This is a genomic window from Pantoea sp. 1.19, assembly GCF_001922585.1.
Lineage (GTDB): Bacteria > Pseudomonadota > Gammaproteobacteria > Enterobacterales > Enterobacteriaceae > 1-19.
Map to the genome: position 1 here is coordinate 455,294 of NZ_MRBS01000003.1, position 25,206 is coordinate 480,499.

The window sequence follows — 25,206 nt, forward strand, 5'->3', positions numbered from 1 at the left end:
TTCTCAGGGCGCCAGCGGGCTGAGACTGCCGTCGGCCAGCCCAATCAAAAAGGCGTACTCCTCAGCAATCTCTTCCTGCCCGGCAAAGCGCCCCGATTTGCCACCGTGACCAACCTCCATGTCGGTGCGCAGCAGCAGCACATTGCGGTCCGTCTTTATTTCCCGCAGTCGGGCCACCCACTTTGCCGGCTCCCAGTACTGGACCTGCGAATCGTGCAGGCCGGTGGTGACCAGCATTGGCGGATAGTGCCGGGGACGCACGTTATCATAGGGGCTGTATTGCGCGATATAGTGATAGGCGTCCGGATCCTCCGGATTGCCCCATTCATCATACTCGCCGGTAGTCAGCGGGATCGACGGATCCTGCATGGTGGTTAATACGTCGACGAAGGGTACTCCGGCCAGCACCCCGCGCCACAGATCCGGACGCATGTTCAGCACGGCGCCCATCAGCAGACCGCCGGCGCTGCGCCCTTCGGCGAAGGTATTGGCCGGATCGCCATAGCCGCGCGCCAGCAGCGCTTCAGTTAAATCGATAAAATCGGTGAAGGTGTTCATTTTGTGCATCAGTCGCCCGTCATCGTACCAGGCCTGCCCCATCTCACCGCCGCCGCGCAGGTGGGTCAGCGCCCAGACAAAGCCGCGATCCAGCAGGCTCAGGCGGCTGGCACTGAAGCCGGGATCCATGCTCATGCCGTACGCGCCGTAACCGTACATCAGCAGCGGATTGCTTCCCGGCTGATAGCGATCGCGTCGCCACACCAGCGACACCGGTACTTCGACGCCGTCGCGCATTGGGATCCACAGCCGTTCGCTGACGTAGTTGTTGCGATCAAAACCGGCCACGGCGCGCTGCTTCAATACCCGCCGCTCGCCGCTGTCCAGATTCAGTTCATACACCGTGTCCGGCGTGGTCATGGAAGCGTAGCCGTAGCGCAGCAGCGCGGTGTCCGGATGCGGATTGTGTCCAAGCCAGGCGGTCCACGCCGCATCATCCATGGGCAGGGTGCGGGCCTCGCCGCTGCGGTGATGGATCTGACGCAATTCCGTCAGCCCCCGGCTGCGCTCCTCCACCACCAGCCAGTCGCGGAACAGTTGAAACGCTTCCAGCACCCGCTCGTCGTGCGGGGCAATCACGCACTGCCGGTCGCCGTCGCCGGGGGTGGACTGAGTATAAAGGCCAAAGTTTTTACCGTCGCGATTGTCACGCAGCCAGAAGCGTCCGTCGTAGTGATCGAGATCGTATTCCCGGTCGGTCTGCCGCGGCAGGAAGCAAATGGGCGCCGCTTCCGGCGCCTCGCTATCCAGCAGGCGCACTTCACTGGTGGTGCTGCTGTTCAGCGCAATGCCGACGTAGCGCTCGGAGGTGGTGGTATACAAGCCGACGTAAAACGTATCGTCCTGCTCTTCATAGACCCGCACGTCCGCCGACTGCGGCGTACCGATGCGGTGGCGCCATACCTGCCACGGCAGCAGGGTCTGCTCATCTTTGACCACATACCACAGCGTCTGGCTGTCGGCGCTCCAGGCGACGTCCGGCGAGACGTTCTCCAGGCAATCGTCACGCCATTCGCCGCTGACCAGGCAGCGGATACGGATGCTGTAGATCCGCCGGGATAGCCTATCTTCTGCCACCGCCATCAGTTGGTTATCCGGACTTACCGTCAGGCTGCCGAGCCCGTAGTAGGCGGCACCGGCCGCGCGCGCGTTGCCGTCAAGCAGCAGCTGCCATTCGCCCGCCTCCGCCGCCTCCGCCGGCTGGCGGAAGTAGCAGGGATACTCCTGCCCCTCGGCGTAGCGTGACTGATAGCGCCAGCCGCGTCGGACCACCGGCACCGAACTGTCCTGCTGAGGGATCCGCGAAATCAGCTCATCCAGCAGCGTCTGTTTGAGCGGCTGCTGGCCGGCCAGTACCGCATCGGCATAGCGATTTTCCGCCTCCAGCCAGGCAATGGCCTCCGGGTTATTTCGCGCATCATCGCGCATCCAGAAATAGTTATCCGTGCGTTTATCACCGTGTTTTTCTAACACGACCGGGCGTTTAGCCGCGGCGGGGGGAGAGATCATTGTCCGTATCCATCGTTACAGGCTGAGGGAGACAGAGTGGCAAAAAACGGGGATGAACGCCAGCGCGGAACAATCGCTCCGCACTGGCCGCCGGTTATTCGCCGACCGTTGCACGCTGCTGGCGGAGGTCGCGCTCAATGTCGCGGCGCACGTCCGCGGGGATCTTCAGCGCATCGCCCAGCGCGTTGAGGTAGCTGCGTTCCATAAAGTGGTCAACATCGATAGCCGCGCAGCTGAGGAACCAGAGCTCGAGCGCCTCCTCCTCGTTGCTGACGCCGCGCGCCAGCCAGTCGGGATCGAGCGGCCGATCCATCGCCTGACGCACCAGCCGCTCACCGTCGTCGCCCAGCCCGATCTGGCGCAGGTTATCATCAATGGCCTGGCGCTCCCGGGCGTCAATGTGGCCGTCGCTTTTGGCGGCAAACACCAGCGCGGTGAGCAGCCGCTCGGCGCGATGATCGACCGGGGTCTCGCGCTGACCAAACTGCGGCTCATCGCGGTGAGTTTCACTGATGCGCTGCTTATACTTGTTCCACAGCACCGTACCGGCTACGGCCCCACCGCCGACAATCAGCGCATTTTTTCCATACTTGCTCAGCAGCTTACGGGAGGACTTATTGGCAATCAGCAGGCCGGCAAGCCCGCCCAGTGCGCCGGGTGCCAGCATCTTGCTCAGCCCCTCTCCCCCTGCGGTGCTGCGCTTGCCGCCGTTACCCAGCAGCCCCTGTAATTGCTGTAACCACTGATTCATTGCACTCTCCTCTGCGCTGCGTCAACAGGATGGTCCGCCGCAGGACGCAGCAGGCTGTCACCACGGCACGCTTTAAAGCTAGAGGTTGCAGTGTCAAGTTACGTCATGCCGTGCAAAGAGTGGCAAAGCTCGCCCACTCAGGCCGCATCCACCGCCTGCAGCGCGCCTTTTGTCGGTTTGTCGCTGGCAGCGGCGGCGTCCGCCGCCGGTGACGGCAGCCTGCCGGCGCGCAGGATATGCTGCAGTACCTCTTTATTTTCGGCAAAGTACAGCCCCAGTGATTCGCACTGGGCGTCGTCCAACGCCAGCGGGCTGTCGCCCAGCCAGTCGCTGAGAGCTTCAGCCATATCTAACGTTTTGTCCCAGGCCTCGGCCTCTTTTTTGCTGGCGAACGTCATTTTTTTCTCACCGTTTCTGACCACCACGTATTCAATTTCCACCGCCATGCGTATGCCCTTTCCATTACTGTGTTTTTATCCAGTATAACTAATCCGGTTGGCCAGATGCAACCGGGGATATCGCCACGCAAACGTTTTCGTTTATACTGCCAACGTTTTTTACTGAAGCAGGTGATGACATGATCCAATTAGGAACAGCGCTGCGCCCCTCTGCCACGCGAGTGATGCTGCTGGGCGCAGGCGAACTGGGAAAAGAGGTCGCCATTGAGTGTCAGCGGCTGGGCATCGAAGTGATTGCCGTCGATCGCTACGCCGATGCGCCGGCGATGCACGTGGCCCACCGCAGCCACGTTATCTCTATGCTGGATGGTGACGCGCTGCGGGCGCTGATTGCTGCCGAACGGCCCGATTTTATCGTCCCGGAGATCGAAGCCATCGCCACCGCCACGCTGGTGGCGCTGGAGGCGGAAGGCCAGCGGGTGGTGCCCTGCGCACGCGCCGCGCAGCTGACCATGAACCGCGAGGGAATTCGCCGGCTCGCTGCCGAAACGCTGCGGCTGCCCACCTCATCATACCGCTTCGCCGACAGTGAGTCGGCGTGTATCGCCGCCGCATTAGCGCTGGGTTTCCCCTGTTTCGTGAAGCCGGTCATGAGCTCTTCGGGAAAAGGACAGAGCCTGGTGCACAACGCCGGTCAGCTGGCAGCGGCCTGGGAAAAAGCCCAGCAGGGCGGGCGTGCGGGAGCCGGACGGGTGATTGTCGAAGGCAGCGTCGCGTTCGATGATGAGATAACCCTGCTGACGATCAGCGCGGTCGACGGCATACATTTTTGTGCGCCGATTGGCCACCGTCAGCAGGATGGCGATTACCGTGAATCCTGGCAGCCGCAGGCGATGAGCGACGCGGCGCTGCTCGCCGCGCAGCGGATTGCCGCCAGCGTCGTGCAGGCGCTGGGTGGCTACGGGCTGTTTGGGGTGGAGCTGTTTGTACGCGGGGATGAGGTCATTTTCAGCGAGGTCTCCCCGCGCCCGCACGATACCGGAATGGTGACGCTGATTTCGCAGGACCTCTCTGAGTTCGCCCTGCACGTGCGCGCCTTCCTCGGTCTGCCGGTTGGCGCAATCCGTCAGTATGGCCCGGCGGCATCGGCGGTGATCCTGCCCACCCTGACCAGCAGCGATATGCAGTTTGGCCAGCTGGAGCAGGCGCTGGCGGCGGGCGTACAGCTGCGGCTGTTTGGCAAGCCGGCATGTCAGGGCACGCGCCGCCTGGGCGTCGCATTGGCCAGCGCGGATTGCGTCGCGGACGCGGTACAGCGGGCGGTGGACGCCGCCGGCCGGGTCAGCGTTCGCGGTGGATAACCGCGGACGTCCTCAGCGGGCGTCCTGCACGGCCAGCCGCGCCAGCTCAGTGATTCGCGCGTAGTCGCCGCGCGCCAGCGCGTCGCCGGGCACCAGCCAGGAACCCCCGATGCACAGCACGCTCTCCAGCGCCAGGTAATCGCGGTAGTTAGCCGGCGTGATGCCGCCGGTTGGACAAAAGCGCACCTGCGGAAAGGGGCCGGCAATGGCGCGCAGCGCCGGGATACCGCCGCTGGCCTCCGCCGGGAAAAATTTGAAGATCTGCAGGCCGTGATCCAGTCCGGTCATCAGTTCAGATACCGTGCTGATACCGGGGATCAGCGGCAGCGGATGCGCCGCGGCGGCGCGCAGCAGGGGCGTCGTCAGTCCGGGGCTGATGGCAAACTGCGCGCCCGCCTCCGCCACCGCCGCCAGCTGCCCGGCATTCAGTACCGTACCGGCGCCAACGATCGCTTCCGGCACCTCCTGTGCGATAGCCCGCAGCGCCGCCAGTGCGCAGGGAGTACGCAGCGTCACCTCCAGTACGCGCACGCCGCCGGCGACCAGCGCCTTTGCCATCGGCACCGCCTGCGCCAGCTCGTGAACGACGATCACCGGTATCACCGGCCCGGTCCGCAGAATCTGCTCTGCCCGCCCCATCCTCTCTGCCATACTCTCTCCCGCCAGATTATTCAGACCATAAAAAGCCCGCCGAAGCGGGCTGTTAGCGCGTTACTCAAACTCGTTCCAGGAACGGCCGTCGCGGGTGATCATGGCCACCGATGCCACCGGGCCCCAGGTCCCGGCCTGATAAGGCTTAGGCGCATCGTTATCGGCGGCCCAGGCTTCAATGATGGAATCCACCCAGGTCCACGCCGCTTCCACTTCATCGCGCCGCACAAACAGCGCCTGGATTCCGCGCATGCTCTCCAGCAGCAGCCGCTCGTAAGCGTCGGCCAGATGTTCGTGGTTGAAGGTTTCTGAATAGCTCAGGTCCAGCTTGGTGGTTTGCAGGTTATGCTTGTGATCCAGCCCCGGCACTTTATTAAGGATCTGAATGTCGACGCCCTCATCCGGCTGCAGACGAATGGTCAGCTTGTTCTGCGGCAGCTCCTGCCAGGAGTCTTTGAACAGGTTCATCTCCGGGTTTTTGAAGTACACCACCACTTCCGAACATTTGGTCGGCAGACGCTTGCCGGTGCGCAGATAAAAGGGCACGCCCGCCCAGCGCCAGTTATCGATATCGACGCGAATGGCCACAAAGGTCTCGGTGTGGCTGGTTTTATTCGCATCCTCTTCTTCCAGATAGCCCGGCACCTTTTTGCCCTGCACAAAGCCGGCAGTGTACTGACCGCGCACGGTTTTCTCGCGCACGTTGCTGTGATCGATACGGCGCAGCGAGCGCAGTACGCGCACTTTTTCATCGCGAATGCTGTCAGCGCTGAGATCGGACGGCGGCGACATGGCAATCATGGTCAGCACCTGCAGCAGGTGGTTCTGAATCATGTCGCGCATCTGGCCGGCTTTGTCAAAATAGCCCCAGCGCCCCTCGATCCCGACCTCTTCAGCTACGGTGATTTGCACGTGATCGATGGTGCGGTTATCCCAGTTGTTGGCGAACAGCGAGTTGGCAAAGCGCAGTGCCAGCAGGTTGAGCACCGTCTCTTTACCGAGATAGTGGTCAATACGGAACACCTGACACTCTTCGAAATATTCACCGACCTGGTTGTTGATCTCCTGCGAGGTCTCCAGCGAGGTACCGAGCGGCTTCTCCATCACTACCCGCGCCGGTTTCGCATTCAGCTTCGCCTGGCCCAGGCCTTTACAGATGGCGCCAAAGGTGTTCGGCGGCATGGCAAAATAGTTGATGGTGACGCGCTTTTTCTGATCGAGCATTTTACCCAGTCGGGTAAAGCCAGCCGCTTCGTTAACGTCCAGATTGCAAAAATCGAGTCGGTTGCTCAGCGTTTCCCACAGCGCCTCATCGATTTTCTCTTTCATGAAGGTTTCCAGCGCTTCACGCACCACCTTGACGTAGGCCGCTTTATCCCAGTCCGCTCGCCCGACGCCAATGATGCGCGTATCGGGATGGGTCTGTCCCGCTTTTTCCAGCTGATACAGCGAAGGTAACAGCTTCCGGCGCGCCAGGTCTCCTTTCGCGCCGAAAATCACCAGATCGCACGCCTGGGCCGTTTGTGTTACCGCCATGTTAACTCTCCTCGTTGCCGGATGGTCCGTTCAGATTAGGTGATACTGAACAGGCCCTTATTGTCATTTTGCTACGCTACAATGTACTTGTTTGGATAACCTGCGTAAACCTGCCCGATGCCGGATCGCTCCTCAGGAGCAGCGATCGCGAAACGGGATGCCGCGCGCGTCGGCGCAGGTATCGCACTGTCGGCTAACGCGGGAAATCTGACCTGGGTCAAGTTCTGATAAAAAAAAGCGGGCTTTTCCGCGTTGCGGGTTGTTAGCGCATCACCGTGGCGGAGTATAGTCTCTCAACTGGCCATCGGTTTCACCTTTAACTGTTATTGATCCTATGTATGCGTGGTCTCTTCCCTATGAATATGCTGGACACTATCCGGTCCCACCTGCCGCAGTTAAGTAAGTCAGAACAAAAAGTCGCCCACGCGGTACTCAGCGATCCCGGCGAGGCGATCCGCATCAGTATCGCCCGCCTGGCGGTCCGCGCCGGCGTCAGTGAACCTACCGTGAACCGCTTTTGCCATCATCTCGGCGCGCGCGGCTTTCCCGATTTCAAGCTGCTGCTGGCGCAGAGCCTTGCGCAGGGTACGCCGGGGCTGAGCCAGCACGTGGCAGAAGATGACAGCGTTGACGCTTACAGCAGTAAAATTTTTGCCTCTGCGCAGGCGAGCCTGGCGCGCGTACGTCAGCAGCTGGACACCCAGGCGGTGGCGCAGGCGGTAACGCAGCTGTGCAACGCAAAGAAGATCGCCTTTTTCGGCCTCGGCGCCTCGGCGGCGGTAGCGCACGATGCCATGAACAAGTTTTTTCGATTTAACGTTCCGGTGTTTTACAGCGATGACGTAGTCATGCAGCGCATGAGCTGCATGAGCGGCGGCGAGGGCGATGTCGTGGTACTGATTTCGCACACCGGACGCACGCGGGCAATGGTGGAACTGGCGCGGCTGGCACGTGCAAACGGATCCACGGTGCTGGCCATCACTTCCCCCGCCTCCCCGCTGGCGGCGGAAGCGCAGCTGGCGCTGACCCTCGACGTGCCGGAGGATACCGATATCTATATGCCGATGCTGTCGCGACTGGCGCAGCTGACGCTGATCGATGTGTTAGCCACCGGTTTTACCCTGCAGCGCGGGGCGACATTTCGCCATAACCTGAAGCGGGTCAAAGACGCACTGCGCGATTCGCGGTTTGATAAAGCACCGCCGCGGGCCGAGAGATAGCGTTTACACTGACCGAACGAACGGGTTATGTTATTGCCAAGTAAAAATAACGTAAACAGAGGTGAGCACAGGGATCGCCTCAAGTTACCGTTTTCATTTAATCTGATGATCGGCGCCCGCTGCGGATCCGATTTCCCTCCTCGCACGGCTTGCCGGATCATGAGGAGGGTGTCAGCCTCAGACAACACCGCGAATAGCAACGGAGTCATACATGTCAAGACGTCTCAGAAGAACCAAGATAGTCACCACCCTCGGTCCCGCCACCGATCGCGATAATAACCTCGAAAAAATCATCGCCGCCGGGGCCAACGTGGTGCGTCTTAATTTCTCCCACGGCACCGCGGAAGATCACCAGCTGCGGGCAGAAAAAGTGCGCGACATTGCGGCCAAACTGGGTCGCCATGTGGCCATCCTCGGCGATTTGCAGGGGCCGAAAATCCGCGTGTCCACCTTCCGCGAAGGTAAAGTGTTCCTTAATCAGGGCGACCGCTTCCTGCTGGATGCCAATCTGGGCAAAGGCGAAGGCGATAAAGAGCGCGTCGGCATCGACTATAAAGGCCTGCCGGAAGATGTGGTGCCGGGAGACATTCTGCTGCTGGACGACGGCCGGGTACAGCTGAAGGTTCTGGACGTTCAGGGCGCGCAGGTGTTTACCGAAGTCACCGTAGGCGGCCCGCTCTCCAACAACAAAGGCATCAATAAGCTTGGCGGCGGCCTGTCGGCCGACGCGCTGACCGCGAAAGACAAGCAGGACATTATAACCGCCGCGAAGATCGGCGTAGACTACCTGGCCGTCTCCTTCCCGCGCTGCGGCGAGGATCTGCACTCTGCCCGCCGCCTGGCGCGCGAAGCCGGCTGTGAGGCGCAGATCGTCTCAAAAGTGGAGCGCGCTGAAGCAGTCAGCTCCCAGGCGGCGATGGATGACATCATTCTGGCCTCCGATGTGGTGATGGTCGCCCGCGGCGATTTAGGGGTGGAAATCGGCGATCCGGAGCTGGTCGGGATTCAGAAGGCGCTGATCCGCCGCGCCCGCCAGCTCAATCGCACGGTTATCACCGCTACGCAGATGATGGAATCGATGATCACCAATCCGATGCCGACCCGCGCGGAGGTGATGGACGTCGCCAACGCCGTGCTTGACGGTACCGATGCGGTGATGCTGTCGGCCGAAACCGCCGCCGGTCAGTATCCGGCTGAAACGGTCAGCGCAATGGCCAAAGTCTGCCTGGGCGCCGAGAAAATCCCCAGCATCAACGTCTCTAAGCACCGCCTTGAGGTCCAGTTTGATAACGTTGAAGAGGCCATTGCCATGTCGGCGATGTATGCCGCCAACCATCTGCAGGGCGTGACCGCCATCATTACCATGACCGAATCCGGCCGCACCGCGCTGATGACCTCGCGGATTACCTCCGGCCTGCCCATTTTTGCCCTCTCCCGCCATGAGCGCACGCTCAATCTGACCGCGCTGTACCGCGGCGTTACGCCGGTGCGTTTCGATAGCGCCAACGATGGCGTCGCCGCGGCCCATGACGCCGTGACTCTGCTGCGTGATAAAGGCTTCCTCGTCTCCGGCGATCTGGTGATCGTGACCCAGGGAGACGTGATGGGCACCACCGGCACCACCAACACCGCGCGGGTGCTGACCGTCGAGTAATCCCCCGCTTCCACCACTTCTTTACGGCCCGCAGCGGGCCGTTTTTTTTGTCCATCGCACTATAACGTGATCTTCGTCACACAAATATCATTAACAATACTAATAACAATGCCGCACGCATTTTGTGGTTGAATGATAATGATTTGTATTTATAATCCCATTTGAAAATTTCAACCTGCTTAACTCGCCTTTAACAGCGGCTAATCCCCAGTAAAGGGAGGGTATCTTACTGCTTAACGGTTAAGCCCAATTTCTCCACATGTCTTGCGTGCTTCGCATCACCGCGAACACATTAAATAAATTAAACATAACCGACCCGGCGTCGGGAAATGCGGCCGTCCTCCCGTCAGGACGGTCAGGCTGGTTTCATCCTTAAAAAGGTATTGCTATGGTCTTTCAATCGACACAACGCGTTTTCACTGCTTCGGACGATGCGGCGCACCCCGGTCGCTTTATTTTTAACCGGCACCGACTGGAAGATTATGCACGGCAAACGGCCAGCGCGCTGGCGCTGGTCACCCGCACGTTTCAGCAGGTAGAGAAACCGTTCAGCGGGATCCTGCCGCATGAGCTGGCACCGCGCCTGCGCGCTATAGATCTGGATGCCCCGCTGGGGGACGTCAGCGCTGCGCTGAGCGAGCTGGAGGCGGTCTGGCTGCGCGATGCGGTCTATTTTCATCTGCCTAAATACGTTGCGCACCTCAACTGTCCGGTGGTGATGCCTTCACTGCTGGCGGAACAGCTGATGGCGGCGGTCAACAGCTCGGTCGATACCTGGGATCAGAGCGCCGGCGGCACGCTGATTGAGCAGAAGGTGATCGACTGGACGCTGGCGCGCATCGGCCTGCCCGCCGGGGCCGACGGCATTTTTACCAGCGGCGGCACGCAGTCCAACCTGATGGCAATGCTGCTGGCCCGCGACAGCGGATGTGAACGGCGGCACGAGGGCTGGCTGATTAAGCAAAAAGGTCTGCCGCCGGAGGCCAGTCAGTGGCGCATATTCACCTCTGACGTTAGCCACTTCAGCATCCAGAAATCGACCGCTATTCTCGGGCTCGGCTACGATGCGGTGGTTCCGGTGCCCACCGATGACGCCTTCCGCATGGATCTGGGCCAGCTGCGCGAAGCTATCGCAGCGTGCCGGGCAGCGGGGCAGATTCCGCTCTGCGTGGTGGCCACCGCCGGCACCACCGATTTCGGCAGTATCGACCCGCTGCCGGCGATCGCCGCGCTGTGCGAACAGGAGCAGCTGTGGATGCATGTCGATGCGGCTTACGGCTGCGGCCTGCTCACCTCCGCCAGCGCCCGTCATCGCCTCGCGGGCATTGAGCGCGCCGACTCGGTGACCGTCGATTACCATAAATCCTTCTTCCAGACGGTGAGCTGCGGTGCGTTCTTTGTACGCGATCGTCGGCACCTGCGCCACGTCACCGTCCATGCAGACTACCTGAATCCGCTGAGCGCCGAGCAGGAAGGCACGCCGAACCTGGTGAGTAAAAGCATCCAGACCACCCGCCGTTTTGACGCGCTAAAAATGTGGCTAACGCTGCGTATCATGGGCGCTGACGCGCTGGGTGAAGCCTTTGACCAGGTGCTGGCGCTGGCCCGCGAGACCCATCAGCGCCTGGCGGCGCATCCGGCTATCGAGGTGCTGCACGCGCCCGAGCTGACCACCCAGGTGTTTCGCTATCTGCCCGGTGCGCGCTACAGCGACGAGCAGATCGATACCATTAACGCCGGGATCCGCAAGGCGCTGTTCCGCGCCGGCCACGCGGTGGTTGCCGGCACCCGAGTGGGCGGCCGCCAGTACCTGAAATTTACCCTGCTCAATCCCAACGCCACGCTGGCCGATCTGGATGACGTGATCGCGATGGTGGTGCATTACGGGCGTGAGCTATCCCATTCGGGCGTGCGCCACGCCGTCGCACAGTGAGGAGTGATGGATGAACCCGATCTACGATTTCGTCGCCATTGGCATCGGTCCGTTTAACCTCGGGCTGGCCTGCCTTACCGATCCGCTGGCGCAGGTGAACGGGGTTTTTCTGGATAAAAACCCCGGATTTGACTGGCATACCGGCATGATGCTGGAGAGCGCCCACCTGCAGACGCCCTTTATGGCTGATCTGGTGACGCTGGCCGATCCTACCAGCCGCTTCAGCCTGCTCAACTACATGAAGCAGAAAGGAAAACTTTACGCGTTTTACATCCGCGAAGACTTCTTTCTGATGCGCAAAGAGTACAACCAGTATTGTCAGTGGGCCTGTTCGCAGCTGTCCAATCTGCACTGGAACACCCATGTCGACAACCTGAGCTGGCTCGAGGAGGAGCAATGCTACCGGGTCGAGAGCCACCATACCGGCAGCGGCGAGCGCCAGATATGGCTGGCGCGCCGGCTGGTACTGGGCACCGGGCCATCCCCCTGGCTGCCGGAGTGCGCTCGCGGCCTGCGCGACCGCGTGACCCACTCCAGCGATTACCTGCGGCAGAAGGCCGCGTTGCAGGCATGCCGCGCCATAACCGTGCTCGGCAGCGGCCAGAGCGCGGCGGAAATTTACCACGATCTGCTGACCGACATTGACCGCTACGGCTATCAGCTGAACTGGATAACCCGCGCCCCGCGCTTCTATCCGCTGGAGTACAGCAAGCTGACGCTGGAAATGACCTCGCCGGAATGGGTGGATTACTTTCACGCCCTGCCCGCGACCCAGCGCGACCGGATTAATGCCGGACAGAAGTCGCTCTATAAGGGCATTAACAGCTCCCTGATCAACGATATTTACGATTTGATGTACGTCAAGCAGCTGGACGGCGAGCTAAATGTCAATCTGTTTACTCACGCTGAGCTGCGGGACATGCGCAAGCTGCCCTCCGGCGAACTGGCCCTGCACTTCTGGCACGAGGAGCAGCAGCAGGCCTTCACCCGCCACACCGAAGGGCTGGTGATGGCGACCGGCTACCACTACCTGCCGCCGCCGTTCGTCGAAGGAATTAGCCGCCAGCTGCGCTGGGACGATCGTGGACGCTATGACGTCCAGCGTAACTACAGCATCGATTGCCATAACCGGGTGTTCGTCCAAAACGCCGAGCTGCACACCCACGGTTTTGTTACCCCGGATTTGGGGATGGCCTGCTACCGCAACTCGGTGATCATTCGCGAGCTGTGCGGCCGGGAAATCTATCCGGTGGAGCGGCAAATCGCCTTTCAAACTTTTTCAGCTCAATCGGATCGTCAACATGTCTGACACGCTTTATACCTGCGCCCGCCCGGCGGGCCAGTTTACCCTGCGCCGCTGGCGTCAGGAGGATGCCGCTCTGATCCACGACTGGGTAACGCGCGACTACGCCCGGTTCTGGGGCATGCAGCAGGACAGCCTGCAGCAGGTAGCGGCATTTTATCGGGAGCTGACGGCGCAGCGCGCCGATGGCGCACTGATCGGCTGCTGCAATGGCCAGCCGGCGTTTCTGATCGAATGCTATCAGGCTCAACATGACGCCGTGGGTCAGCACTATCCGGCCGCCGAGGGTGACTACGGTATGCATCTGCTGCTGGCACCGCCGCAGCAGCCCGTTCCCCAGTTCAGTTGGCAGGTGTTCACCGTGGTGATGGATTACCTGTTCAGCCGGCCGGAAGTGACGCGGGTAGTGGTTGAACCGGACGTGCGCAACGACAAGATCCATCGCCTGAACCGGCGCGCCGGCTTTGTCTATCAGTATCCCATCAATATGGGACACAAAACCGCCTGGCTGGCGTTCTGCCAGCGCAGTGATTATCAGCAAGCACAACAACGGGAAGCGAAGTACATGAGTCATTCATCGGGCGTCATTGAAGGCGCACACTTAACCCGCGACAACTGGGCGCAGGCCAACCGCATGCTGGTCCGCAAGGCAATAGCCGAATTCAGCCACGAGCGTCTGCTGGCGCCGCAGCCGGATCCGCAGGCGCCAGGCTGGTGGACGCTGGCGGTGCCCGCCAGCGAGCGGCGCTACCGCTTTCGCGCCGACGTGCTGACGCTCGAGCACTGGGCGATTGCTCCCGACTCACTGGAAAAATGGGATAATGACGCGCCGCAACCGCTGGACGCGATGCTGTTTATCATTGAGTTTGCCGCGCACATCGGCATTCCTGAGACCATGCGCGCCACCTACCTGGAGGAGATCAGCAGCACCCTCGCCGGCAGCGCATGGAAACTGGCGCACCACACGGCCTCCAGTGCGGATCTGGTGCAGGCCGATTTCCAACAGGTGGAAGCGGCCATGACCGAAGGCCACCCCGGCTTTGTTGCCAACAATGGCCGCATCGGCTTTGATGCCCGCGACTATCTCGCCTATGCGCCGGAAGTGGCCGCGCCGGTGGCGCTGATTTGGGTCGCGGTACACCGCGACAATGCTCACTTCTCCAGCATCGACGGACTGAGCTACGCGCAGCTGCTTGAGGAGGAGCTGGGGAGCCAACAGCTGGCGCGCTTCCATACCCGCCTGCGCGAGCGCGGCGCAGCGCCCGAGGCGTATTGGCTGATGCCGGTTCATCCCTGGCAGTGGCACAATAAGTTGCTGACCGTCTTCGCCGCCGATATCGCCCGGCAGCAGATCATTCTGCTGGGCGAAAGTGAAGATCGCTACCAGGCGCAGCAGTCCATTCGCACCTTTTTCAACCACAGCCAGCCTCAGCGTCGCTACGTCAAAACCGCGCTGTCGGTGCTGAACATGGGCTTTATGCGCGGGCTGTCGCCTTACTACATGGCCACCACGCCGGCGGTCAATCAGTGGCTGGAGCAGCGGGTGAATAATGACCGCTGGCTGCAGCAGCACTGTCACTTTGCCATCCTGCGTGAGGTTGCCGCCATCGGCTATCACAACCGCTATTTTGAACAGGCGATTGCCGGTGACTCCGCCTATAAAAAGATGTTTGCCGCCCTGTGGCGGGATAATCCGGTCAGCCAGCTGCGTCCCGGCCGCCGCCTGATGACCATGGCCTCCCTGCTGCACGTGGACGCTCACCAGCAGGCGCTTCTGCCGCTTATCATCACGGACAGCGGCCTGCCGGCCGTGGAGTGGGTACGCCACTATCTGCGCTGCTACCTCAGCCCGCTGGTGCACTGCTTCTATCAGCACGATCTGGTGTTTATGCCGCACGGTGAAAACCTGATCCTTGAACTGGAACATAACGTGCCGGTGCGCGCGTGGATGAAAGACATCGGCGAGGAGATTGCCGTGCTTAATCCGACGGCCACGCTGCCGGAACAGGCGCAGCGGCTGGCGGTGGACGTCCCTGAGCACCTTAAGCTACTCAGCCTGTTCACCGATGTATTCGACTGCTTCTTCCGCTTTGTCAGTGCCATCCTGCATCAAAGCGGACTGCTGTCGGAAGACAGCTTCTGGCAATGCGTTGCCGACTGCGTGTATGAGTGGCGGGACGCCCACCCGGCGCTGGCCGATAAGGTTGACCGGCTGGATCCGTTTGTCGCGGCGTTTGACCACTCTTGCCTGAACCGCCTGCAGCTGGCAAACAATCAGCAGATGGTCAACCTGGCCGACCCGGCCAGCGCGTTAAAGATAGCCGGGCAGCTGCAGAATCCGATTGCGCGCTTTCGCCGTCAACCGCGATAATCCTCCCTCTGTCTGACGTCACGCGGCCAGACCCTGGCCGCGTCTTTTTTTTACTCATGGAGCGGTAATTATGTCCTCCCCCCCTCCGGTAGCGCGCCTGAGCGCGCGCTATCTGCTGTTTCCCCTGTCGCTGGTGCTGTTTGAGTTTGCCACCTATATTGCCCACGACATGATTCAACCCGCAATGCTGCAGGTTACACAGCAGTTTCACGTTGGCCCCGAGTGGGTGCCCGCTTCGCTGACCGCCTATCTGATCGGCGGGATCGTCTTGCAGTGGCTGCTCGGGCCGCTGTCGGACAAGATTGGCCGCCGGCCGGTGATGCTGGGTGGCGTGATGTTCTTTCTGGTCTGCTGCCTGGCGATGCACGCGGTGCAGAGCATCGAGCAGTTTGTCGCCGTGCGCTTTTTACAGGGCATCAGCCTGTGTTTTATCGGCGCGGTGGGCTATGCGGCGGTGCAGGAGGCGTTTGATGAAACGCTCAGCGTACGCATCATGGCGCTAATGGCCAACGTAGCGCTGCTGGCGCCGCTGCTGGGGCCGGTGGCCGGCGCAGCCTTCCTGTCGTTGGGTGACTGGCGCGGCATGTTTACCCTGTTTGCGGCCATTACCGCCGTGGCGCTGATCGGGCTGTGGCGGGCCATGCCGGAGACCGCCGGTCAGCGCGACACCTCGCTGTCGCTGCCGGCGCTGGGCCGCACCTACTGGCGGCTGGCGCAGGACCGGCAGGTGGTCAGCGGCTCGGTAGCGCTGGGGCTGGTGGCGATCCCGATGCTGGCCTGGGTTGCGCTGTCGCCGGTGATTTTGATTCACGATGAGGGGCTAACGCGTATGCAGTACGCTCTGCTACAGCTGCCGGTATTTTTATCCATGATCGTGGGCAACCTGACGCTCAGCCGACTGGCCGGCCGCTTACCGATTGAAGCCCCGCTGAAGCTGGGAGCGTGGCCGGTACTCGGCGGACTGCTGCTCGCCGCCGCCGCGACGCTGCTGGACCGCCACAGCTATCTGTGGATGACCGCCGGGCTGAGTCTGTACGCCTTTGGCTGCGGGCTGGTGAACGCCGGACTCTACCGCCTGACGCTGTTTGCCAGCCGTGCGGGCAAAGGCAGCGTGGCGGCGATGCTCGGCATGCTGAGTATCGTGGTGTTTGCACTGGGGATTGAGGCGGCGCGCTACGGCTATTTCCGCGGCGGCAACGGGCTGTTCAGCGCCATTAACCTGGCCTGCGGTCTGGCCTGGCTGCTGCTGATCCGCGCATTCCTGCGCGAGCGTCAGCGCCGCAGTCAGCTGACCGCATACGGTCAATAACCGCCCGCGCAGTGCGGATCGTCGGGGCCATCGCGGCCCCGTTTTTTTTCGTCCGGACTATTTGCGCGCGTACAGCTCGTCGCGCGCGTAAGGTTCGGTTTCGCCGGGCTTGCGGGTTTTGAGCAGTTTAAGGATCCAGGTGTACTGCTCCGGATGAGGGCGTACCAGCACTTCGACCTCTTCATTCATCCGCCGGGCGATGTGGCGATCGTCCGCGGTCAGCAGGTCATCCATGGGCGGGCGGACGTACACCTCCAGCCGGTGGGTCTGGCTGTTGTAAACCGGAAACAGCGGCACCACCTTAGCCCGACAGACTTTCATCAGGCGACCCACCGCCGGCAGCGTGGCTTTGTAGGTGGCAAAGAAATCGACAAATTCGCTGTGCTCGGCGCCGTGGTCCTGATCGGGCAGGTAGTATCCCCAGTAGCCCTGGCGTACCGAGGCAATAAACGGCTTGATGCCATCGTTGCGGGCGTGCATCCGACCGCCAAAGCGGCGGCGTACGGCATTCCAGGCGTAATCCAGCAGCTGATTGCGCTGGTTATGGAACATCGCCGCCATCTTTTGCCCCTCCGACGCGAGCAGCATTGCCGGAATATCGACGCCCCAGCCGTGCGGCACCAGGAAGATGACGTTCTCCTGCGCCGCGCGCAGCCGATCGATAATCTCCCGACCGTGCCAGTCCACGCGCTGGCGTATGTTTGCCGCGTTGCCCATCCCCAGCTCGGCCATCATCACCATCGCCTGCGGGGCCGTGGCAAACATCGCATCAATGATCGCTTCGCGCTCCGCCTCGGAGCGTTCGGGCAGACAGTAGTAGAGGTTGATCTGCGCGCGCCGGCGGGCACTGCGGGCCACTTTGCCCGCCAGGCGACCGAGGCTTCCGAGTAGCGGATCGCGCAGGCGCGGGGGCACTTTCGCCAGCGCGGCGAATGCTCCCAGCCCCAGCCAGGCGCCCCAGTATCGCGGGTGTAAAAAGGCCTTCTGAAACTGGGGAATAAACTCAACCTGGCTTTTTCTGTTGTTTTCCATGCACTCGCCTCACACAATAACGCGCTAATGATAGTGGCGGGAGCCGAATTTGCAATGCCTGATTGGCCAAAGCTGCTCTGTTAAGGCAGTAAAAGAACACGCCGACGCGGAAAAAAAACCGACATCACGATAATGTCGGTTTTTTAACAGGGTGATTAATCAAGCTTCAGCTGCGGCTGGTACGCGCGTACCTGAGCCAGATAATCACTGCGATCTTTTCCGGTCAGACCGTCGCTTCGCGGCAGCTTGGCGGTCAGCGGATTGACCGCCTGGTTGTTGATCCAGATTTCATAGTGCAGATGCGGACCGGTAGAGCGGCCGGTATTGCCCGACAGCGCGATGCGGTCGCCGCGCTTCACTTTTTGCCCCGGCTTCACCAGCAGCTTCTTCAGGTGCATATAGCGGGTCATATACTGCCGACCGTGACGGATTGCCACGTAGTTACCGGCCGCGCCGCTGCGTTTGGCGATGACCACTTCGCCGTCGCCCACTGCCAGCACCGGGGTGCCCAGCGGCAGTGCGAAATCGACCCCTTTGTGCGGCGCAATGCGGCCGGTCACCGGATTAACGCGACGCGGGTTAAAATTGGAGGAGACACGGTACTGTTTGACCGTCGGAAAACGCATAAAACCGCGCGCCAGGCCGGAGGCGTTGCGATCGTAGAATTTGCCATCTTCGGCGCGGAACGCATAGTAGTCCTTGTCGCCGCTGCGCAGGCGCACCGCCAGCAAATGGCTCTGCTCGCGTTTGCCGTCCAGCATCTCGCGCGACATCAGTACCGCAAATTTATCGCCTTTGCGCAGCTTGCGGAAGTCAAGCTGCCACTGCATCGCCTTGATCACCGCGCTGGTTTCCGCGCTGGTCAGCCCGGCGTTGGCGGCGCTGCTGGCAAAACTGCCGTTGACCGTGCCGCGCAGCACGCTGTTGCTCCACTCCCCTTTTTGCATCTCCACCGAGCGGGAGAAGCCGCCGGGGGCGCGATCGTAGGTGCGCGTTTCGCGGCGGTTCATCTCCCAGGTAAGCCGCTGCAGCTGCCCCTGATCGGTCAGCGTCCATGAGATCTGCTGCCCGACCCGCAGGTTGCGCAGTTCGCTATCGGTTTTCACCAGCTGGGCAATTTCGCCCATGTCGATACCGTACTGATTCAGAATGCTGCTGAGGGTATCGCCAGAAGAGACCACATAGTCGTGGGTGCCCAGCTCGTTGGGCACGTCTTTGTCGATTTCGTCCTGCGGGATGTCATCATCCGGCGTGGCCTGATCGAGCGGCTCACTGGCGTCCGGCAGCAGCGTACGCAGCTGGTCTTTGTCCAGTTCGATGGTTTTAACGATCGCTGAGGGTTCATCAGATGGGTGATAGATATAAGGCCGCCACACGGCAACGGCCAGTGTGGCGACGGTTAATGACCCCAGCATTACGCGGTGGGGACGCGGTAATTGACCGAAGGCCTGGGCGACAGCGCGGGCTAACTGTTGCACTTCGTTTTCCTCTAATCTCCTTTCAGACAGCTCGCATACTGGCCCGATAGCTGTTTGAGGAACTGCACGTAGCTGTCGCGTACCACGCTAAGATTGGTGCCCAGCGGGTCGAGGGTTCCCTGACGCACTGATGTTCCCCGAGCCACGGCCTGAATCACGGCCGGTCTGAATTGTGGCTCAGCGAAGACGCAAACGGCCTTCTGCTCAACCAGCTCTGTTCGTATTTGGTGTAAACGCTGCGCGCCGGGTTGGATCTCGGGGTTGACGGTGAAATGCCCTCGCGGCGAGAGCCCGTACTGTTTTTCAAAATAGCCGTAGGCGTCGTGAAAAACGAAATATCCCCGATCCTTAACCGGTGCCAACTGCGCACGAATCGACGTCTCTGCGGCGGCCAAATCGGCCTCAAATTGCTGCAGATTCGCATCGAGTTTGTCTTTGCGCTGCGGCATAAGTTCCAATAATTTGTCGTGGATTGCAACCGCCGATTTCCGTGCAATTTCAGGGGACATCCACAAGTGCATGTTGTATTCACCGTGGTGGTGGTGCTCGCCCTGCTCTGCGCTGTGCTCATCGTGGTGAGGGTGATGCTCACCGCCCTCATCCTCATGCGCATCGGCCCCTTTAATCAGCAGGGGTTTTACCGCGGGCAGTGCGCTTAATTCGAGGTTTTTTTGTGCCGGTAACTGGGCGGCGGACTGAGGCAAAAACGCCTCCATTTCCGGCCCCACCCACACAAGTAAGTCAGCGTTTTTTATACGTTTTATATCAGACGGACGCAGGGAATAGTCATGCTCTGATGCCCCATCCGGCAGCAGGACTTCCACCGGGGTGACGCCGTCGGCAATCGCCGCGGCGATAAAGCCCAGCGGCTTCACCGATGCCACAACGGCAGCGTGGCTGACGGCCGGTAATCCCCCCACGGTAAACAGGGCGCAAATTGCCCCTTTTAGCAGCCGGTTTTTATGTAACATAATGCGTCCATCCCTCGTTCGTTGCGCGAAAAGCGTGATATTATAACATCCTAATTGTTTGGCAACCTGAAATCGTGATGTCTCCATTAATTTCGCTGGAAAATATTGCCGTCAGCTTCGGCGGCCGCCGCGTCCTGTCTGATGTGTCGCTGGTGCTGAAGCCGGGACGGATATTGACGCTGTTGGGGCCAAACGGCGCCGGAAAATCGACGCTGGTGCGGGTCGTCCTCGGCCTGATCGCCCCGGACAGCGGCACCCTGACCCGCCCGCCGCGCCTGCGCATCGGCTATGTGCCGCAAAAACTCCATCTTGATCCCACGCTGCCGCTCAGCGTTGAACGCTTTATGCTGCTGCGGCCCGGGGTGAAGCGCGCCGAGATTCTGCCCGCCCTGATGCGCGTGCAGGCCGGTCATCTGCTCCACTACCCTCTGCAAAAACTTTCCGGCGGCGAGATGCAGCGGCTGCTGCTGGCGCGCGCGCTGCTCAACCAACCCCAGCTGCTGGTACTGGACGAACCGACGCAGGGCGTGGACGTTAACGGTCAGGTGGCGCTGTATGATTTGATCAACCAGCTGCGGAACGAACTCCACTGCGGCGTGCTGATGGTCTCGCACGATCTGCATCTGGTGATGGCGAAAACCGATGAGGTACTGTGCCTGAATCAGCACATATGCTGCTCCGGTACGCCGGAGGTGGTCTCCAGCCATCCGGAATTCATCGCCATGTTTGGCCCGCGCGGCGCTGAACAGCTGGCTATCTATCGCCACCACCATAATCATCGTCACGACCTTCAGGGACGCATTATTTTACGCAGAGGACAGGGGCCCTCATGATTGAACTGCTGTTACCGGGCTGGCTGGCCGGCGTGATGCTGGCACTGGCGGCGGGCCCGCTGGGCTCTTTTGTCGTCTGGCGCCGGATGTCTTATTTTGGCGATACCCTCGCCCACGCCTCGCTGCTGGGCGTGGCCTTCGGCCTGCTGTTGCAGGTGAACCCGTTCTACGCGGTGATTGCGGTGACGCTGCTGCTGTCGCTGGGCCTGGTGTGGCTGGAGCGCCGCCCGCAGCTGGCGCTCGATACCCTGCTGGGGATCCTTGCCCACAGCGCCCTGTCGCTGGGGCTGGTAGTGGTCAGCCTGATGAACGGCGTACGCGTCGATTTGATGGCCTATCTGTTTGGCGATCTGCTGGCGGTAACCCCCACCGACCTGCTGACGATTGCTATCGGGGTCACGCTGGTGCTGGCTCTGCTGGCCTGGCAGTGGCGGCCGCTGCTGTCGCTGACCATCAGCCCGGAGCTGGCGCAGGTGGACGGCGTGAATCTGTCGCGGGTGAAGCTGATTCTGATGCTGGTCACCGCGCTGACGATTGGCGTCGCCATGAAGTTTGTCGGCGCGCTGATCATCACGTCGCTGCTGATTATTCCGGCCGCCACCGCCCGCCGCTTCAGCCGCAGTCCAGAGCAGATGGCCGGTTGGGCGATCATCCTTGGGATGGTGGCCGTCAGCGGCGGTCTGAGCCTGTCGGCGTTGTACGATACGCCGGCCGGCCCGTCGGTGGTGCTGTGCGCCGCCGCGCTGTTCCTGTTCAGCCTGATGAAAAAAGCGCGCTAGCGGCACGACGGGCCGGCACAGGCCGGCCCGTCTCGCGTCACTCCCGCGGCGTTAAGCCAAAATGGCGATACGCGTGCTGGGTGGCCATCCGCCCGCGCGGGGTACGCTGAATAAAGCCCTGCTGAATCAGATAGGGCTCCAGAACGTCCTCAATGGTTTCCCGCTCTTCGCCAATGGCCGCCGCCAGGTTATCGAGGCCCACCGGGCCGCCGGAAAACTTCTCGATGATCGCCAGCAGCAGTTTGCGGTCCATATAGTCAAAACCGTGATCGTCCACGTTAAGCATGTCCAGCGCCTGCGCCGACACGCTGCCGCTCATCTCACCGCTGGCGCGCACCTCGGCGAAGTCGCGCACCCGCCGCAGCAGACGGTTGGCGATACGCGGCGTACCGCGCGCGCGTCGCGCCACTTCCAGCGCCCCCTCTTCCGTCAGCGCCAGCCCGAGGCAGCGGGCGCTTCGCGAGACGATGTGCTGCAGATCCGGCACCTGATAAAACTCGAGCCGCTGCACAATCCCAAAGCGATCGCGCAGCGGTGAGGTCAGGGACCCGGCGCGGGTAGTGGCGCCGATCAGCGTAAAGGGCGGCAGATCGATTTTGATCGACCGCGCCGCCGGCCCCTCGCCGATCATAATGTCCAGCTGGTAGTCTTCCATGGCCGGATAGAGCACCTCCTCTACCACCGGCGACAGGCGATGAATCTCATCGATAAACAGCACGTCGTGCGGTTCCAGATTGGTTAACATCGCCGCCAGATCGCCCGCTTTCTCCAGCACCGGGCCGGAGGTGGTGCGCAGATTCACCCCCATCTCATTGGCAACAATGTTAGCCAGCGTGGTCTTCCCGAGCCCGGGCGGGCCGAAAATCAGCAGGTGGTCGAGCGCGTCCCCGCGCATTTTCGCCGCCTGGATAAAGATCTCCATCTGCTCGCGTACCTGCGGCTGCCCGACGTACTCATCCAGCAGCTTCGGCCGGATCGCGCGGTCGATTATCTCTTCTTCGGTGACGGGCTCGGGGGAGACCAGGCGGTCGGCTTCAATCATGGTTGACCTCAGAGTGCAGCGCGCAGGGCTTCACGGATCAGCGTTTCGCAATCCGCATCCGGTTTATTCAGTTTACTCACCATGCGGCTGGCTTCCTGCGGCTTGTAGCCCAGCGCCACCAGCGCCGCTACGGCTTCGCCTTCTGCGTCATTGGCCGCTTCCGGCGGCTGACTGCTGGTCAGGGTAAAGTCAGTTTCCGTGGCAAACAGGTCGCCATGCATGCCTTTGAAGCGGTCTTTCATCTCTACCACCAGCCGCTCGGCGGTTTTCTTGCCCACGCCTGGCAGCTTTACCAAAGAGGCAATCTCCTCTTTTTCCACCGCGGTAACGAACTGTTGGGCAGACATGCCGGAGAGGATTGCCAGCGCCAGCTTTGGCCCGACGCCATTGACTTTGATCAGCTCGCGGAACAGCGTACGCTCCTGTTTGTGGTTAAAGCCAAACAGCAGCTGAGCATCTTCGCGCACCACAAAGTGGGTAAAGATGATCGCTTCCTGGTGCTGCTCCGGCAGCTCATAAAAACAGGTCATCGGCATATGCACTTCATAGCCGACGCCGGCCGCCTCAATTAACACCATCGGCGGCTGTTTTTCTACGATGTTGCCTCTCAGTCGACCAATCACATTCTGTTCCTTTCCGGTTGCGTATCGCAGGGTTATAGCATAAAAAAGGCTGGATGAATATCCAGCCTGGCGCCGATGTGACCCGGGTTACCCGTGACGCAGGCGCCCGCGCGCCAGATTGAGCGGTGAACCACTCATCCGCAGGGCATTTTGACTGACGTGGCAGTGGGTAATGGCAATAGCCAGCGCATCGGCGGCGTCCGCCTGGGGGTTTGCCGCCAGCTTCAGCAGCGAGCGAACCATATGCTGAACCTGGCTTTTTTCCGCGCCGCCGGTGCCGGTAACGGTCTGCTTTACCTGCCGGGCCGCATACTCAAACACCGGCAGATCGTGATTGACCGCCGCGACGATCGCCGCGCCGCGCGCCTGCCCCAGCTTCAGCGCCGAGTCGGCGTTTTTCGCCATGAATACCTGCTCAATGGCGAAGAAATCCGGGCTGAACTGGGTAATGATTTCACTGACGCCGGCGTAGATCAGCTTCAGCCGCGCCGGCAGATCGGTGCTGTTGGTGCGGATACAGCCGCTGCCCAGGTAGCTGAGCTGGCGGCCAGTCTGACGGATCACGCCGTAACCGGTGATGCGCGATCCGGGGTCTATCCCTAAAATGATCGCCATCAGCCGCCTCCCGGGCGCAGAAGCATTCGCGCCGCCATTACAGCGTCGCCGCCACCTCGTCGGAGATTTCACCGTTGTGATACACCTCCTGCACGTCGTCGCAGTCTTCCAGCATATCGATCAGGCGCAGCAGCTTCGGTGCGGTTTCCGCATCCATGTCCGCCTTGGTGGAGGGAATCATCGATACCTCCGCGCTGTCGGCTTTCAGGCCGGCGCCTTCCAGCGCATCGCGCACCTTGCCCAGCTCTTCCCAGGCGGTAAAAACATCGATAGCCCCGTCGTCGTAGCTGATCACGTCTTCGGCGCCCGCTTCCAGCGCCGCATCCATCACCGTGTCTTCATCCAGCCCCGGCGCAAAGGAGATCACCCCTTTTTTGCTGAACAGGTAGGCCACGGAGCCGTCGGTGCCGAGGTTACCACCGGTTTTAGTGAAGGCGTGACGCACTTCACCAACGGTGCGATTACGGTTATCGCTCAGGCACTCGATCATAATAGCCGTGCCGCCTGGTCCGTAACCTTCATAGATGATGGTTTCCATGTTGCTGTCGTCTTCGCCGCCGACGCCGCGCGCGATGGCGCGATTCATGGTGTCACGGGTCATGTTATTGGACAGCGCCTTGTCCATCGCCGCGCGCAGACGCGGGTTAGAAGCCGCATCGCCGCCGCCGAGTTTGGCGGCGGTAACCAGCTCGCGAATAATTTTGGTGAAGATTTTACCGCGCTTGGCGTCCTGCGCCGCTTTGCGGTGCTTGGTGTTCGCCCATTTACTGTGTCCAGCCATTGGATTCTCTCTCTGTCTCTGTGAGGGCGCGTCCACCCGAGCATTCAGGCGGCGCGCCGATCAACACAATACGTATTCTTCAATTGCCTGGCGATTAGACCAGGAGCAGGTCAGCGCCGCCGCCTCGGCGGCGGGTAGCCACCGCGCCGCCAGATGCTCGCTGAGGGCTAAGGCCCGTTCAGCGGGCAACGCCAGCGTAAACCAGTGCTCGCGATTGTGGCTGACCCCGGGGGCATAGCGATGGCGAAAATGGGGAAAGATCTCGAACACGATGCTCTTTGCGGTATCCCGCAGCATCAGCCCTTCGGCTTGGATGTCGATCCCCACCTCCTCCTGCACTTCCCGCAGGGCGGCGTCACGCGGCGTCTCGCCCGGCTCCAGGCTGCCGGTCACCGACTGCCAGAACGCCGTATCGTCGCGACGCTGCAGCATCAGCACCCGCCCGGTCTGCTGCGCATAAATGACTACCAGAACCGAAACCGGGTGCTTAAAGCGCAT

General features: G+C 61.3%; 22 protein-coding genes. 9 read left to right on the forward strand and 13 right to left on the reverse strand.

All coding sequences use genetic code 11. From position 1 onward, the window contains the following. Positions 1–3: 3 nt before the first annotated feature. The 3 genes from BS626_RS08805 to BS626_RS08815 all read right to left on the reverse strand — a co-directional run bounded on the left by BS626_RS08805 (position 4) and on the right by BS626_RS08815 (position 3,264). Positions 4–2,064, reverse strand: coding sequence for a S9 family peptidase (locus BS626_RS08805; protein ID WP_075182104.1), 2,061 nt, complete (start codon positions 2,062–2,064; stop codon positions 4–6). Between the two features lie 97 nt (positions 2,065–2,161). Continuing rightward, on the reverse strand, positions 2,162–2,818 hold the full coding sequence (locus BS626_RS08810) for a tellurite resistance TerB family protein (RefSeq protein WP_075181996.1): 657 nt from the start codon (positions 2,816–2,818) through the stop codon (positions 2,162–2,164). Positions 2,819–2,955: 137 nt separating this feature from the next. Then, complete coding sequence (locus BS626_RS08815; protein ID WP_075181997.1) at positions 2,956–3,264, reverse strand: YebG family protein; 309 nt, start codon at positions 3,262–3,264, stop codon at positions 2,956–2,958. 131 nt (positions 3,265–3,395) lie between these two features. Here BS626_RS08815 and purT point away from each other — a divergent pair, with 131 nt between their 5' ends. Beyond that, positions 3,396–4,577, forward strand: a complete 1,182-nt coding sequence (gene purT, locus BS626_RS08820; protein WP_075181998.1) for a formate-dependent phosphoribosylglycinamide formyltransferase — start codon at positions 3,396–3,398, stop codon at positions 4,575–4,577. Positions 4,578–4,589: 12 nt separating this feature from the next. On the opposite strand, the gene BS626_RS08825 is transcribed toward purT, so the two are convergent. Together BS626_RS08825 and zwf are read right to left on the reverse strand one after the other, a co-directional pair. Further along, positions 4,590–5,228 (reverse strand): bifunctional 4-hydroxy-2-oxoglutarate aldolase/2-dehydro-3-deoxy-phosphogluconate aldolase, encoded by a 639-nt coding sequence (locus BS626_RS08825; RefSeq protein ID WP_075181999.1) that lies wholly within the window; start codon positions 5,226–5,228, stop codon positions 4,590–4,592. A gap of 60 nt (positions 5,229–5,288) precedes the next feature. Continuing rightward, the gene (gene zwf / locus BS626_RS08830; protein WP_075182000.1) at positions 5,289–6,764 is read right to left on the reverse strand and encodes a glucose-6-phosphate dehydrogenase; all 1,476 of its coding nucleotides are present in this window, start codon (positions 6,762–6,764) and stop codon (positions 5,289–5,291) included. A 356-nt stretch (positions 6,765–7,120) separates the two neighbouring features. On the opposite strand from zwf, the gene BS626_RS08835 reads away from it, so the two are divergent. The 6 genes from BS626_RS08835 (at position 7,121) to BS626_RS08860 (ending at position 16,554) form a co-directional block, all read left to right on the forward strand. Then, entirely contained in the window at positions 7,121–7,984 is an 864-nt protein-coding gene (locus BS626_RS08835; protein WP_075182001.1) for a MurR/RpiR family transcriptional regulator, read from the forward strand. Positions 7,985–8,195: 211 nt separating this feature from the next. Beyond that, the gene (pyk, locus tag BS626_RS08840) at positions 8,196–9,638 is read left to right on the forward strand and encodes a pyruvate kinase (protein ID WP_075182002.1); all 1,443 of its coding nucleotides are present in this window, start codon (positions 8,196–8,198) and stop codon (positions 9,636–9,638) included. A 388-nt stretch (positions 9,639–10,026) separates the two neighbouring features. Next, the gene (locus BS626_RS08845) at positions 10,027–11,571 is read left to right on the forward strand and encodes an aspartate aminotransferase family protein (RefSeq protein ID WP_075182003.1); all 1,545 of its coding nucleotides are present in this window, start codon (positions 10,027–10,029) and stop codon (positions 11,569–11,571) included. 10 nt (positions 11,572–11,581) lie between these two features. Then, a complete protein-coding gene (locus BS626_RS08850) occupies positions 11,582–12,880 on the forward strand; it encodes a lysine N(6)-hydroxylase/L-ornithine N(5)-oxygenase family protein (RefSeq protein WP_075182004.1) in 1,299 nt (432 codons plus the stop codon). Further along, positions 12,873–15,245, forward strand: coding sequence for a GNAT family N-acetyltransferase (locus tag BS626_RS08855; protein ID WP_075182005.1), 2,373 nt, complete (start codon positions 12,873–12,875; stop codon positions 15,243–15,245). Before BS626_RS08850 ends, BS626_RS08855 begins: the two co-directional genes overlap by 8 nt. A gap of 70 nt (positions 15,246–15,315) precedes the next feature. Continuing rightward, positions 15,316–16,554, forward strand: coding sequence for an MFS transporter (locus BS626_RS08860; protein WP_075182006.1), 1,239 nt, complete (start codon positions 15,316–15,318; stop codon positions 16,552–16,554). Positions 16,555–16,611: 57 nt separating this feature from the next. On the opposite strand, the gene lpxM is transcribed toward BS626_RS08860, so the two are convergent. From lpxM to znuA, 3 genes are all read right to left on the reverse strand, one after another. Further along, positions 16,612–17,586: a lauroyl-Kdo(2)-lipid IV(A) myristoyltransferase gene (gene lpxM / locus BS626_RS08865; protein ID WP_075182007.1), complete on the reverse strand. Its 975-nt coding sequence runs from the start codon at positions 17,584–17,586 to the stop codon at positions 16,612–16,614. A gap of 155 nt (positions 17,587–17,741) precedes the next feature. Next, complete coding sequence (gene mepM / locus BS626_RS08870) at positions 17,742–19,064, reverse strand: murein DD-endopeptidase MepM (protein ID WP_075182008.1); 1,323 nt, start codon at positions 19,062–19,064, stop codon at positions 17,742–17,744. A gap of 11 nt (positions 19,065–19,075) precedes the next feature. Beyond that, positions 19,076–20,035: a zinc ABC transporter substrate-binding protein ZnuA gene (gene znuA, locus BS626_RS08875; RefSeq protein WP_075182009.1), complete on the reverse strand. Its 960-nt coding sequence runs from the start codon at positions 20,033–20,035 to the stop codon at positions 19,076–19,078. 77 nt (positions 20,036–20,112) lie between these two features. Between znuA and znuC the strand changes: the two genes are divergently transcribed. Both znuC and znuB read left to right on the forward strand, forming a co-directional pair. After that, positions 20,113–20,868, forward strand: a complete 756-nt coding sequence (znuC, locus tag BS626_RS08880) for a zinc ABC transporter ATP-binding protein ZnuC (protein WP_075182010.1) — start codon at positions 20,113–20,115, stop codon at positions 20,866–20,868. Next, positions 20,865–21,647 (forward strand): zinc ABC transporter permease subunit ZnuB, encoded by a 783-nt coding sequence (znuB, locus tag BS626_RS08885; RefSeq protein WP_075182011.1) that lies wholly within the window; start codon positions 20,865–20,867, stop codon positions 21,645–21,647. Before znuC ends, znuB begins: the two co-directional genes overlap by 4 nt. Before the next feature lie 37 nt (positions 21,648–21,684). Here the strand turns inward: znuB and ruvB are convergent, their stop codons facing one another. From ruvB to nudB, 5 genes are all read right to left on the reverse strand, one after another. Continuing rightward, entirely contained in the window at positions 21,685–22,689 is a 1,005-nt protein-coding gene (gene ruvB, locus BS626_RS08890) for a Holliday junction branch migration DNA helicase RuvB (RefSeq protein WP_075182012.1), read from the reverse strand. 8 nt (positions 22,690–22,697) lie between these two features. After that, the gene (gene ruvA, locus BS626_RS08895) at positions 22,698–23,312 is read right to left on the reverse strand and encodes a Holliday junction branch migration protein RuvA (RefSeq protein WP_075182013.1); all 615 of its coding nucleotides are present in this window, start codon (positions 23,310–23,312) and stop codon (positions 22,698–22,700) included. An 87-nt stretch (positions 23,313–23,399) separates the two neighbouring features. Next, positions 23,400–23,927: a crossover junction endodeoxyribonuclease RuvC gene (gene ruvC / locus BS626_RS08900; protein WP_075182014.1), complete on the reverse strand. Its 528-nt coding sequence runs from the start codon at positions 23,925–23,927 to the stop codon at positions 23,400–23,402. Positions 23,928–23,964: 37 nt separating this feature from the next. Beyond that, entirely contained in the window at positions 23,965–24,708 is a 744-nt protein-coding gene (locus BS626_RS08905; RefSeq protein WP_075182015.1) for a YebC/PmpR family DNA-binding transcriptional regulator, read from the reverse strand. 60 nt (positions 24,709–24,768) lie between these two features. Next, the gene (gene nudB, locus BS626_RS08910) at positions 24,769–25,206 is read right to left on the reverse strand and encodes a dihydroneopterin triphosphate diphosphatase (RefSeq protein ID WP_075182016.1); all 438 of its coding nucleotides are present in this window, start codon (positions 25,204–25,206) and stop codon (positions 24,769–24,771) included.